We start from the raw sequence: 13671 nt of genomic DNA, 5'->3' as shown, positions 1-13671 counted from the left end.
CGTCCGCTCTTCATTTTCCTTGGAAGCTGACGAGCTTTTAAAAGTAATTTAATCTGAGCTTCTGTTAATGTCATCATTAATCCTCCTTTTGAGATTTATTTTTGAGAAGATTTTACCCTTCATCTAATTCAAAATCAACCCTTTCATACAATTTTTGAAAGGAAATTTCAAACTCATCTGAAGCTAATTTTAACACAGATTCTTCTCCTTTATAATCATTAAAAATCCATTGCCCATTCCCTTGCTTAAAATATTGAGTTGCATAAAAGCGATATTGATCAATTAAAATATATTCTTGAAACTCGGGAATAGAACGATAAAATTCAAATTTATCTGTCCGAACGCCTACGGCGCTGCGAAGCAGATCATAATCTCTGTTTGATCGAGAAAGAACTTCTACAATAATTCATCGCTGTTAAAATTTACTTTTGAGGGCGTTTTACTCTAATTAACTTATTTGCCAAAGATTTCTCTTTAGTAATTGCGTCATTAATCCGTTGAGCTAGACCGTTTAAATCTCGATCTTCACTACAAACAATAATACCATAATGATTGGGTTTTTCAAGATGAAGTTTTATGAAATGACGACGATTTAGGGTTAAAACATTATGTCCGAAATCTCTAAGCATCTGCACAACTAGCAAGGGAAATTGTTCATCGACATAAAGACATACAATCCCTTATATTTCTAGCTTCATTACTTCCTCCTCCTCTTTAATCGCTGTTTCAATTTCTTCTGGATATGCCTTGGCATAAGCCCAAGCATTGACTAAATCACCCGCATTAAGTTGAGGATAAAAAGACAGTAATTCAGCATCGGTTGAACCCTGATGACGTAAACTAACTAACAGCCATACTGGAATACGAGTATTTTCAATACAAGCTTCTCCACCACATACCCCCGCCGTTTTAGTAATTCTTGAAGAATCACTATTAATCATTTTATTGAGCATTTCTATAGCTTCAGCTTGTTCGGTAGGGGTTAATGCTAAGAGTTGGGTTTTTAGTTCTTTCAGAGTCATAGTGTTTCCTCATGCTTGTTGAAAGATTTGAGAGGGTAGGTGTAATTAGGGGCGTGCCACCGAATGCAGATCCCTTCGGGATCGCTTTTCCTATTTTAACATAGGGCTAGAATAAAGAGCGATTTTTTAACCATTTTTTAATTTCTTAACCCGTCCTGTTTATGATCATAATTTTAGCAAGTTGTTTGAGAATTTGCAAGATATCCTCTAACTGATTTCTCCGGGGTAAAAGCAGGGAAAAAATGTTAGAAAAATCATATTGAGGAACGCCTTGGGTCAGCATTTTAATAAACATAAATTCATCGCCGTTACCTATCAAACCATTCCTGAAAGAATAGCTCATTATCTGTAGGAGATAATTTAAACTTTTGTTCAAGAGCTTCTAGGGTGGTGATAGTTTTAGACATAGGGTAAGTCTGTATCATAAGAAATTCCTCTGAGAATTGGGAGTGGGATGAAGTGCGATCGCTTTTAATTTTCCATGAGTCATTACCTCTGAGAATTGGTGTGGAATGGGGTGCGATCGCTTTTCTTTTTTCATGACTTAGGTTTTCATAATAAAAGCCATCCTGTAGTAAGGGGGAAGATTAGAAGCTGAATTAATGGTGTGGTTATGATCAAGGGCTTCATATATGGTTGTATTTCCTGCACTAGTATTAAGTGACATTGTTCCACCACCACCGAACCCATGACTATGCTTTCCAGCATTACCCATTGAATGAGTGTGTGAGGATTCTCCACCTGTTTGTCCCCTTTGTGAGTTATCAACAGTTCCCAGAATAAACCGATCTCGTAAATCAGGTGTACCATTCAGTCCATTACATAAAGCCCAACCCGTAGGAATAGAATCTATACTTCCAGACCACATAATAATCATGCCAGTGACAAAAGCACCTTCACCAACGAACTTGTTCGCCGTTACCGTTCCTTCGACTAAAAGATCATCGGGAGGAGCCGTTCGTGTTCCCGCATAAGTCGAGCCAATAACGGCATTACCTTTAACCTCTAATTTGTTATTAAGTCCATTAATACCAGTACCAATCCCAACTTTCCCGCTATCAAGGGTCATTGTCGGAAGTGTACCTATCCCATCCGCAGAACGATTATCCGGATCCCAAACATAAAAGTCGATCGCGTTTCCACTGCCTGAACCAGAACTATGTCGAGTCCTAATTACATGAGATATTGGGGAATCTTTATGAGTGAGGATTATTTGACGACCCCAAGCATTCCCGGCAGCATATTCGCCATTTCTGACTCGCAAGCTATGAACGTCTAACGGAAACTCTGGCGTAGAAGTGCCAATGCCAACATTACCATTTGTATCAAAGACAATTGGAGATTTTTCAATGGTACAAACAAAAGTTCCATCCCAATAACCCGGAATATTTTCATAGCGTATATAAAGATTGGTCTGACCGAAAACACTAGAAAAATCAGGAATCTTGAGGGTAATTTGAATCGTGTGTCCTGCCGCTAATACTGGTTCTGTTACATTTTGATGAGTTAGAACCCAATAAGGAGCAGACAATCCTTCAATTGCTACGGTAGGTTGTGCTTGTTTTTCTGGACGGATATCCCAGTCTTTTTCTTCGTTACCTCCCGGCTTCCAATCTTTAACCTCAACGGTTATTGCTTCTACCTGAGATTTAGTTCCTAGCCCCCAATCTGTATCAACATCAAAATAAAGAATAAATCGAGAAGGATTCTTACTATTTATGGGATTAAAATCAATATTTTTACCCTTTAAAACATTATGAATTTGCAAAGTCAAAGTCTGTTCTTTGCCGTCATTTAAAATCCGATTAGAGCCAATAAAAGTAGCATGAAGCGGAATATTTTTCTTCCCTCGATGATTAACAATACTCAGAGATTTTTCGCGGTAATAATTGCTGAGGGTTTCTCCTTCATAAGTAAACTGTGGACACAGAAATTGTACCCGGGTTGTTCTTGCTCCTCCCTCGGCGGTAACGTTAATATTTTGAATGGTTAGAGTTGCGGTTGCATTTGCGGCTAAAGCTTGACTATTAGTTGTCAAGAAATATAGAGAAACTATCCCATCTGCTTGAGTAACAGGAGAACTCATACTCCAATTACTTTGGGGTTTTAAAGCCAATTGCTGTAAAGATTTAGGCGATAGAGTATCAGGTCTAAATCGTAACTCGAAATGGTAATTATCTTGAGTAGCACTGCCACTCTTGGAGGCTAAAGTAATAGGCTGATCTGTATTATTACAGATTTCTAAAACCAGTTCTTGTTCCTTTGTACCATTGTCAATAAAGATAACTGGCTCTTTATCCTCTCCTTGATATAAGTTAAAATCTAAAGGATGGGTTTTATTAAAAGAAGCGATTGCACTTAAATCCTCATCCATATCCCCTTTAATTTCTTCTAAGGATAAAGCCTTATTGTAGATACGAACATTGGCAATTTTACCTTGAAAACGACCGTATGCTTCGCCGCCAATAGTTGCAGAAGGATGAACATTTTTTGAACTGATTGAACCCGTTTTTACCAGTTGACCATTAACATATAAAGATGGTTGTTTATTGGTATAAACTACGGTAATATGACTCCATTTACTAGAACTGAGATTATTTTCCCATACTAATAAAGGAGGGAGATAATTGGCTGCGTGTTCATAAACACTAACCCCATTTGTACCTACAGAAATCCCTGCACCTGCTTCTTGTCCACCATAAGCAACTGTACCCTGATTAGGAAAAATAGCATATCTCTGTCCGCCAGTCCCTGTTTTCCCTACTGTTGCTTGGATGTCCTTAGCAATAGTTGTAGTAGGAATTACCCAAAAACTAATAGTAAAATTATTAGTTACTGAAGCGAATTTTGCCGGGTCAACTTTAACCTGATCATCTATTCCATCAAAGTTAAAGCAAGTCCCAAATGAGTCATCAGGAACAACCGTAACGCCTCCGCTTACTGTCCCTTTATTTTGTGATTTAGAACTGTCTAAAGCTTGATTATTGTCAATGGTATCTAACTTGAGAGACATAATCAAATTATCACTGCTATTACTCATGATTTTTGCTCCTTAATTTTTTTAACTGAGTGAACTTTCTGGATTAATTTTAACTATTGCGATTATTCAGATATGGAGGTTCTTTTTTTCGGCTTAACTTTAACCATCCCTCTCGGATTGACTGTTTTCCTGAGAAAACTGCATTAAGATTAGGTTGGGCAATATTTTCCGAAGCTACTACTAACCATTCCTCTTTTTCTTTGTCTAACCAAGACCATTCATAACCCTCCTCTTCTGGTAAAGGTAGATAAATTTTCTTCTGATCTAAATCTGTTAGATCCTTTAAATTTTTTAGAGGACTAATAAGTGGAGTTGATAAGAAAGTAATCTCTATTTTTGCTAAAGCATCCCTATATTGAGTCAGGGGAATATCAATCGCTTTTACGGGTAAAATTCCGCAGGTAGCATGAACTTTTCCTCTCGGATCAATGAGCATTGTTAACATTTGAGGAGGATCTTCTACGGTAAGATCAATATGCCAAGCATTGGCAGAATCATGAAATTTAATTCGAGAATTATTAACCCCATCAGCATCACTTTGGGGCGCGTAAAACGCCTCACTTAGACTCTCTTTTTCCTCCAACCAATAGCCTAATAAACCATCATTTAATTGCTTATATTCTCCTAAACGTACAGGAATTTTAACTTGTTCAAAACCATCAGTTTCTCTAGTATTTCTCCTTAAATCACGCCAAAATACATCCCAATCTTGGTTAATTCTGGGAAGTCCCTGTAATTCCAGATTGAGAGAAGCCCTCACTACAGCTATGGGTTGTCCTATTAACAGTGCTAAACTTTGATGTTGGGCAAAATTTTCGGGATCAATATTCTCTGAACCCTTATCTAAAGCAGTAATAAAATTGTCCAGAAAATTGCTATCTCCTTCGTTATTACTAGAGATAATATGCTTGACTAATCGCTGCAAATGTGGATCTTGAACATCTCCAACTGCTAGGGGTAAACTATCTCCCGGTGCAGCTTCCCATTGGGCTTGTTGATTAACATAATTAATCGCGCCTAAAGCTTTACCTTGGTTGTCATAAATGGCGAGGCTATTATCTAAATTATTAGGCAATATCCAGCCACAAATAGGAGTTGTCGCAGGATGACTATTCATTTCCTGTTCTCCTTGACTAGCAGATAACCAACGGAAATTAATGCGCGACGGTTGTACCAAACGAGGGGGTAAAGATACTAGATAGGGACTGCCGGGGGTCGTCATTTGTTCAGAAGTGATAACATTACTAATATCTAAATCCTTCACCTGTCCAAAAGTATCCACCAACCGTAACCGCAAAATTTTCATCACCCCTGATCTTATGGGGTTAAAATCATTTAAAGGTTCTGGCGCACTACGGATGCTTTGTTGTACCATTTCTCTTACTGTATCTGTAAAAGATTGATACTCAACAAACCCCAAAGGATCAGCAATCGGTAACTGTAACGTCTGCTTGTGCATCAATAAAGCCTCGTTAAACCCTCCTAAAGCTTGAGATAGACAATTTAGGCTTAAAAGATTTTGATAAGCTCTAATGGCAGTATAAATGGGGTCTTTTGCCTTGTTTTCTGGCGTATTCAAAGAAGCATCATTTGTTGTTTCATACCATTCTTTTATGGCTTGGATATTATTACTAAGATAGTGATCATTTTGCTGTTCTTTAGTAATTTTCTTAGCCTCGTAATAATCTGACAAAATTTGTTTCTTTAAATAAACTTCTATTTTTTCCTTAAGCTTAATTCCGGCATGGGGTGTTAAAATACTCCGACCACTATAAACATTAGCAGCTTTAAGAACAGCCCCCTTTCCGTACTGTAAAGAAAGCTCTGGCTCGTTTTCTTTCAAGGTATAATTACGCGTAATAAACTCAGCATCATATTGATGATTATAGATGCAATGATTACAGCCATTTTGGAGGGGAAAAACTTCTACCTCCCACTCTAGTAAAAACGGATGCCAAGGTTGTTCTTCCCAAGTGCTAAAGCCAATATGTTCCCCTTTTTTATTGTTTTCTATCTGATCAATTTTACCGAGAATAGACGAAAATCCATTGAGAAAAATGTCCTCTTCCTGTTGTAAAATCTCACATTCTAACAGTCCATCATCCCTCAATCTTCCATCTTGTCCATGGCGAATGGTGGGTTTTACACCTTCCCCCACCATCAAGATAACTGGTTCTGTTGGTTGCCAATAACGGGAACCGGCAATAGGTTTCAGGGTGTAAGGTGGTGGAGCTTTTAAAATTAGCTGAGGGAAAGAAACTTCTAAAAGCAGACGATTGCAACGGACTAATTCTTCTTCGTTTTTAGTCAAAATTAAATTTAAGGCAGCTATAATTTCTCCTTGGTTTTTCCCTGCAATTTTACTGGACAAATCGGGGATTAACTGCTTAATTCTTTTAATTGGCTCTGTTGTTCCCTGTTCTAACTGATTAATAAATTTTTCCCAATCTAAAATATCACTAACTTTTAAGTTACACTGGGTAATATTTGCTTGAGTGATCGCCTGTTGTAATTGAGTTAAAGATTCATTCAATAACTTTTTATAATTCTCTAGATCATTCAGTTTTGCCTTTAAAGGTTCAATTCCCTTCTCCTCAATATAATATTTAACTTCATCAATATCAGGATACTGAGCGGTGCTACCTTGGGGGGGATAAGCGCTTAACATATACTTATACCAATCAGAAAAGAGTTGCCGACGCATTGACTCAATTTCATCGCAAGTGCAGTCATATTTCTGTTGAGATAGATTAAGCTGATTCAGTTTAGGAGCTATATTATCGGGTAAAGTAACTTCGCTCTGAGCTTGAGCATCTTCAGCATTTGCTGTTGTAGCGTTTGTGCTTCCTAAAGTAATTGTCCATATTGTGCCAGATGAGACCGCATTAAACCCTTTTTCATGACGTGCTTCCTCAAACTTAGCCGTTAAATCCAACTGCCGATGTTCTAGACTAGAAGATAGGGTTAAAGCTTCTAATTGATCTTCAATAATAGATTGAGAATTGTTGTCAATTTTTTGACCTAAATAAGCAGATAATGCCTCCGTTCCCGTATTTCCTACAGCCACTTCTACCGAAATTTCTCTCTCTGTATTGGTTGGAGACGCAAACTTTAAGCGGGCATAGCAAAGCATTCTTTGAGGTATTTGTTCATTGCTTTTAACGGGAATGTCCCACTTGAATTCTTCTTGTATCGCTTTGATTAATTCTTGTGTAGTTAATTGAGATTTTGATTTGATGAATTGATTGAAATAATCCTTTTCTAAGTCACTATACCACCCAATCACATCATACTGTAACCCATCAGTATTTTCAGGAGAATAATCATCATAAAATCCAAAAACACTGTGACAATTGGGATAAAAAGCGGCAAAAGTCGGTTCACCATAACCTACCGCCGTCAATAAGGGTAAGTATTCAGCCTTGGGATCATTTTCTAACCAAGCTTCTATAGGCAGTTTGCGACCTAAATAGCGAAATGGTTGATGATTACCATTCTTTATCTCAATGGGATAAGCAATACTACCTAACTGCTCCCCTTCTCCTTCCCGATAAAGATAATCACTCTCCACTACCCATTGACGTTTTTTGCCGTTAAGAGTGCGTGTTACTAACCAGCGATTAGGAACTGATGGGAAAACTGTCTTTTTATCGCTATCTTGAATCCCTTTTGTTAAAGCATCGGGTAACGCCCAATGTAAATGGATTCCCGCTTTCAGGTAGAGATTTTGGTTTTGAAAGGGTTGGGAAACAATCTCCTCGCTGATATGAGCAATATTCGGATTTACGTCTCTTTTTCTGTTAAAATAAGGAATTATGCTCAAATCTGCCATCGCCTCTACAACTAGGCGCTCTCTTTTCAGATAGAGAGCATCCAAATGAATAGGAATCATTAAAATACTATTGACCATGTTCTCATTAGGATTACAAGCATTTACTGTTGCTCTGATTCTAATATTTTAAGGGTAGCATCCCACTTTCTCAATAAGCAATTGTACTTAGATGCGAAATACTTATATGGCAAGCCTTTTCGGGAGTTCATAGATTTTCAACGGTTCTTTAAATTGTGTGATTGGAACCAGAATCGTTACTACAAAAGCCTTCTTACCCTTCTGAGCATTTGTACTTATTACATAATTGGGATGCTCCCAATTCTAAGGAAGCATCTCATTTATGCAAGTGAGTGATTATACTTGTCTCTAAAACTGGTTTCTAGCAAGGCTTTCAAAATAGCTTGACATAAAACCTGATTTAGGGGTTACAAAGTTGAGATGCTGCCAATCAGATTGATTTTTTCGGGTGCATCTTAACCTTGGCAGAAATACCGACAATCAGCAATTATCAGTCACTCTTAAACTGGTATAAATGTATGACAACCGCGTGTAAACATCCCATCGAAAAGCTAATGTGCGGGGGAGGGTGGGTTAAACCCCCCAAGAGCCAAGATTGAGTGATAAAATCGCAAGTAACGACCAATTTTGGCGGAGAGTTTCCCTTTAAAAATCCCACATCGACATGAAAAATCAATTATCTCAGCTTTATGAAACTGATTTTAATTTGTGGCTTGAGCAAACCGTAAATCACTTAAAAAAGGGCAATTTACAGGCACTCGATTTAGATAACTTAATCGAAGAAATATCCGATATGGGACGTAATAATAGACGGGAGGTATTTAGTCGTTTAAAAGTTCTCTTGATGCACTTACTTAAATGGCAATATCAACCAAAAAAACGGACTAATAGCTGGATAAATACCATTGATGAGCAAAGAGAACAATTAGAGCTTATTTTAAGGGATAGTCCTAGCTTAAAACCCTATTTAGCCGATATTTTCGCAGAATGTTATCAAAAAGCAGTGCGAGGGACGGTAAATGAAACTAATTTACCAAAAGAAACTTTTCCAGTTGATTGTCCTTTTAGCCAAGAACAGGTTTTAAATTGCGATTATTTTCCTGAAAGTACCTTTTGAACAATGGATATAAGTACCTAAGCAAAATTAATTACACATATCTAACTACCTTTTGCCTTTTGCCTATCCTAACCAAGAAGTTAATTTTGTCCTATTACTTAGCAGTTTTAGTAGAAAATTGCCCTGTTGTCAAGACTGATTTTTTTCTTGCCAAATAGCTAAAGCCATTTGATGAACAAATCGCCAAGGTAGATGATGCTGACGGGCAATAGCGGCACAATCTTCGTATTCTGGTTGTACGGTAATCGGTTGATTAATTGACTCTTTGTAGGCAACTTTTAGCCGAATTTTACCATAGACAGTATCGATCGATTGTATCTCTCTTTTTAAGATCGATCGCTCTTGAATTGTCCTTCTAATGCCTAAAGTTGTGGTTTCCTGAAAGATCATATTTTCACAAATAGCAATTTTATCCAAGTCACAAATTACTGTCAAAAGTATCCCCAAACGGGATTTTTTCATAGTAATTGCTTGACTAAATACATCCAAAGCCCCCGATTGTAATAAAGCCTCGCTTAAATAGGAGATCGCTTGCGGATTTAAGTCATCAATTTGAGTTTCTAAAACTGCCACAGTTTCGCTTTCATCTAGCTTTTCTGGTGTTTTTTTCCCTAACCAAAGCCGGACAAGATTGGGAATCGGTAAATCTTTTGTCCCTGCCCCTAAACCGACCTTTTCTAACTGCATTTTCGGCGGTTTACCGAAACTTTTAGCTAAAGTTGTCACAATAGCTGCCCCCGTGGGTGTTACCAACTCCGCTTCGATGCCATTACTATAAATTGTGACTTGTCGCTGGCTGAACAATTGTACTACTGCTGGCACGGGAACCGGTAAACGACCATGGGCGGCCTGAACTGTACCGCCGCCGGTGGGTAGAGAAGAACAGTATAATTCACTCACCGATAGCCAATCCAAACCCAAACAAGTCCCGACGATATCAATAATGGCATCGGTTGCCCCGACTTCGTGAAAATGCACCTTTTCCGGTGCGATCCCGTGAACGGCTCCTTCTGCGATCGCAAGTTGTTGAAAAACCGCTAAACTCCATTCTTGGACTTTCTGGGGTAAATTTGCCTGTTTAATTAAACTTTCAATCTCCGGTAAATGACGAGCGGGGGTATGATGGTGATGGTGGTGATGATCAGCGGACTTCTCGGCAGTGACATCGACGTGAACCTTAGTAGCAATTTGACCGCGACGATGCACTTTTTCGGCCCTTAACTGATATTCATTCTCAATTCCTAAAGTTTTTAGTTGTGCAATCAGGTATTCTAAGGGGACTCCTAAATCTACTAACGCCCCTAAACACATATCCCCGGCAATTCCCGTGGGACAATCCCAATAGGCGACGATTTTGCTATCATGGCTACTATTTACTCTCTCCATCCGGAAAATCCCCAACAACGTTCTATCCAAGAAATCTGTCATGCCCTGAAAAATGGGGCAATTATGCTTTATCCTACCGACACCGTCTATGCGATCGGTTGCGATCTCAATGTGAAATCCGCCGTCGAACGAGTTCGCCAAATCAAGCAACTATCTAATGATAAACCCTTGACGTTTCTCTGTTCTTCTTTGTCGAATATTTCCGAGTACGCAGTGGTCAGCGATTATGCCTATAAAATTATGCGACGAGTCATACCCGGTCCCTACACTTTTCTCTTACCGGCGACTAAATTAGTGCCGAAAGTGGTGATGAATCCGAAGCGGAAAACCACCGGTATCCGGGTTCCCAATCACGTTATCTGTCGCACTATTATCGAAACCCTAGAAAATCCCATTATCTCTAGTTCTGCCCATCTTCCCGATGAGGAGGGAGATTTTCCCACCAAGGGATTAGAATCCGCTAGGTTATTCGATGCCCTCGATCATGTAGTTGATTTAATTATCGAAGATGGTTCGGCTCCCGGTTCGGAAGTGTCAACAATTGTTGATTTTACCGGCGATCAACCGGATATCGTGCGTCAGGGTTTGGGTTGGCCGGAATTACAACAATGGTTTTAACGAAGGCAGGAGGCAGCAGTCGGGAGTCAGTATTCAGGAGACAGGAGACAGGAGATAGGAGATAGGAGATAGGAGATAGGAGATAGGAGATTATTTTTATTTATTCTTCCCACACCCCACACCCCCACTTCCCCACTTCCCCACTTCCCCACTTCCCCACACCCCACACCCCACACCCCACACCCCACACCCCACACCCCACACCCCACACCCCACACCCCACAACTTCCCACTGATAACTGATAACTGATAACTGATAACTGATAACTGTATCGGTTATTGCGACTTTTTATTTCCTGAAAACCGCCTTGTGGAAGTCAAGTTAGTTGCTTAAGATAGAGGTAATCGCAGTCAGAGAAAACCTCTCAAGGAAATTATTACTATGGCTTTCACTCTTTATTCTCCCTTCCTAGAAATTAATTCTGTCCAACGTCAAATCGATCAACTTTTTCAAGAAGTATTACCGACAACTTCATTGGTGTCTCGTCCCCCAGTGGAAATCTCTGTTAACGAGGATTCTGTGGAATTAAAAATCGAATTACCCGGCATGGATATTAAAGATATCGATGTGGAGGTTAGCAAGCAAATGGTGGCTATTAACGGGCAACGTGAGTGCCCTGCCGAGGTAGGAAACAGCGAATTTTATTATGGTAAATTTAGTCGCTTGATTACCCTACCAGTGGAGGTGCAAAATAGCCAAGTTACCGCTAACTATCAAGACGGTATTCTTTATCTCACCCTCCCGAAAGCGGTGGCAGAAAAAAATAAAGTGGTTAAAGTTAATCTTGGTTAGATGAGAAAAAGACTGGAGAAATTCTCCAGTCTTTAGTTTTATTTGTAGTCGCTAACTGTTAATTGGATTCTTTACCATTTAGGTTGACGGGACGGGGTTGAATAACACCAAAACCGCCGTGATTGCGTTGATAGATAACATTGATTTCGTTAGTGTCTTTGTTGCAGAACATAAAGAAATCGTGATCGACTAATTGCAATTGTGTTAGTGCTTCCTCAATAGTCATCGGTGGCATGGCAAAGTATTTCATCCGCACTACTTCCGCAGGTAATTCGGGAGTGCGATCGCCAATTAGGTTATCATCTAAGGGTTTCTCTTGCACCACCTCGCTAGTTTTAACGGTGGCGTGGGTGCGATGATCCACCAATCTCTCTTTATACTTGCGGAGTTGACGAGCGATTTTATCAGAAACTAAATCAATACTCGCGTATAAATTTTCGCTTCCTTCTTGAGCGCGAATCACTGTTCCATTAGCATAAACCGTTACTTCTGCTTTGTGGCGATCAGGAATGCGAGCATTCTTTTCCACGGAGAGGTGAACATCGACCTTTGTGGTTATGCCGTTAAAATGTTTCACCGCTTTCTCCAGCTTTTGTTCCACATAATCATGAATAGCTTCGGTGACAGCGATATTATTGCCCTGAATCAATAGCTTCATACTCACTACTCCATCTAAAAATTTTGCTATGGACTGCCCACATCAACTATTTTTAAGGGGTGTTGATGCTAGGAATTTAATCCTCAAAAACCTGCTTGATTGCGCTGTTGAGTGAAAGTTAATTAGAGGTCACAGTCTAGATATTGTCGGTGTTCTCGTTCTCTTTTTTTTGTCGGATCGCGCGGAAAATTCATCGGGTCGAGCGCCTATTTGCAACTGGATTTATCTACCTCTATTCTAACAAGTTTCTCTAAACCTTCTCTTAACAGAAGTGCAAAGTTCTGTTAACTTTTATTTAAAGAAACCGATTTTCGCCGCCAGCAAGGGAATCTGGTGATTGTTTCTCCTGTGGGACGGTTAACCTCGGAATAGATGGGATAACCCTAGATTAGCACTTAGTATTCTCCCCAACATCTATATCTTCCCTTCTTTTAATTTTCCTTTGCGCTCCTTCACATTTCTTAAATAGGGTCTGCTGAAAAAGTTTTTCCTGGGGGCAGGGTGTGGCCCCCCCAACCCTACACCCCCCCGCCCCCCCTAGGGTCGTTTCATTCTCGCAAATGTCATTCAATCAAATCCTTATCTGGCAAGGTTTTCAGTCAATTTCTCAGAACAAATATCTGAAAAATTTTTAAAATGCCTTGCTTTGCTTGCCCCGTAAGCGATTGAAGACAGACAAACAAGGAATCAAACTAGAGAATGAATCAGCCCTAGGGGCAGGGGGGGTGTAGGGTTTTACCGATTTTGAGGTAGTCAGTTACCTAATTTTCAGGGAAAAAGTCCCGGAATTTTACCCCCGATCACTCCAAGGGTCGGCACTTTTTGAGGTCAAAAAAGTCTAAAAGCCTTATCCAACAAGGTTTTTAGATTTATTCAGCCAGCCCTAAATAATTTGACAAATCTCGCAATAAATGCTCAAAAAATACCTCGTCCCTGTGGGCTAAAAATTCGGGCAATTACTCCCGCTGCTCTCGTGGCCACAGCGATCGCTGATAGAGGCGAGAAATGCTAATCCCGACTTAAGCTGTTCAGCATCTAAATAGCGTATAATAGAAACAGTAACCTATTCAAATGTCAATAGCTATGCCAGCCCCTAATCACTTGAATTGCGAACAAAAAGAAAAGTTACAAAAAGCACTAAAAAAAGAAGAAAATCCTTACATTAGAGAAAGAGTTTTGATATTGTT

The 13671-nt window shown here is 39.4% G+C and carries 10 protein-coding genes; 3 read left to right on the top strand and 7 right to left on the bottom strand.

The window, feature by feature from the left end; translation table 11 throughout:
• Positions 1-112: 112 nt before the first annotated feature.
• The 5 genes from H6F92_RS10890 to H6F92_RS10865 all read right to left on the bottom strand — a co-directional run bounded on the left by H6F92_RS10890 (position 113) and on the right by H6F92_RS10865 (position 7972).
• On the bottom strand, positions 113-403 hold the full coding sequence (locus H6F92_RS10890) for a Uma2 family endonuclease (RefSeq protein ID WP_265795841.1): 291 nt from the start codon (positions 401-403) through the stop codon (positions 113-115).
• Positions 404-422: 19 nt separating this feature from the next.
• Positions 423-629 (bottom strand): DUF5615 family PIN-like protein, encoded by a 207-nt coding sequence (locus tag H6F92_RS10885; protein ID WP_199308189.1) that lies wholly within the window; start codon positions 627-629, stop codon positions 423-425.
• Positions 630-680: 51 nt separating this feature from the next.
• Positions 681-1022 (bottom strand): DUF433 domain-containing protein, encoded by a 342-nt coding sequence (locus H6F92_RS10880; protein WP_190357843.1) that lies wholly within the window; start codon positions 1020-1022, stop codon positions 681-683.
• A 544-nt stretch (positions 1023-1566) separates the two neighbouring features.
• Complete coding sequence (locus H6F92_RS10870; protein WP_190357842.1) at positions 1567-4062, bottom strand: LamG-like jellyroll fold domain-containing protein; 2496 nt, start codon at positions 4060-4062, stop codon at positions 1567-1569.
• A 49-nt stretch (positions 4063-4111) separates the two neighbouring features.
• Complete coding sequence (locus H6F92_RS10865) at positions 4112-7972, bottom strand: hypothetical protein (protein ID WP_242030094.1); 3861 nt, start codon at positions 7970-7972, stop codon at positions 4112-4114.
• A gap of 604 nt (positions 7973-8576) precedes the next feature.
• On the opposite strand from H6F92_RS10865, the gene H6F92_RS10860 reads away from it, so the two are divergent.
• Positions 8577-9029 (top strand): DUF29 domain-containing protein, encoded by a 453-nt coding sequence (locus H6F92_RS10860; RefSeq protein ID WP_190357841.1) that lies wholly within the window; start codon positions 8577-8579, stop codon positions 9027-9029.
• A gap of 129 nt (positions 9030-9158) precedes the next feature.
• Here the strand turns inward: H6F92_RS10860 and larC are convergent, their stop codons facing one another.
• Positions 9159-10415 (bottom strand): nickel pincer cofactor biosynthesis protein LarC, encoded by a 1257-nt coding sequence (gene larC, locus H6F92_RS10855; RefSeq protein WP_190357840.1) that lies wholly within the window; start codon positions 10413-10415, stop codon positions 9159-9161.
• Here larC and H6F92_RS10850 point away from each other — a divergent pair.
• Positions 10392-11033 carry an L-threonylcarbamoyladenylate synthase gene (locus H6F92_RS10850; protein ID WP_190357839.1) on the top strand — a complete coding sequence of 214 codons (642 nt, stop codon included), beginning with the start codon at positions 10392-10394 and terminating at the stop codon, positions 11031-11033. The two genes, larC and H6F92_RS10850, sit on opposite strands and share 24 nt — an antisense overlap.
• A 382-nt stretch (positions 11034-11415) precedes the next feature.
• Positions 11416-11826 carry an Hsp20/alpha crystallin family protein gene (locus H6F92_RS10845; protein WP_190357838.1) on the top strand — a complete coding sequence of 137 codons (411 nt, stop codon included), beginning with the start codon at positions 11416-11418 and terminating at the stop codon, positions 11824-11826.
• A gap of 58 nt (positions 11827-11884) precedes the next feature.
• Here the strand turns inward: H6F92_RS10845 and hpf are convergent, their stop codons facing one another.
• On the bottom strand, positions 11885-12484 hold the full coding sequence (gene hpf, locus H6F92_RS10840) for a ribosome hibernation-promoting factor, HPF/YfiA family (protein ID WP_190357837.1): 600 nt from the start codon (positions 12482-12484) through the stop codon (positions 11885-11887).
• Between the last annotated feature and the right edge of the window lie 1187 nt (positions 12485-13671).

Source organism: Microcystis wesenbergii FACHB-1317 (genome assembly GCF_014696875.1).
GTDB classification, from domain to species: Bacteria; Cyanobacteriota; Cyanobacteriia; order Cyanobacteriales; family Microcystaceae; genus Microcystis; species Microcystis wesenbergii_A.
Note: the sequence above shows the minus strand (reverse complement) of the source record. Positions and strands in the feature narration are given on the sequence as shown.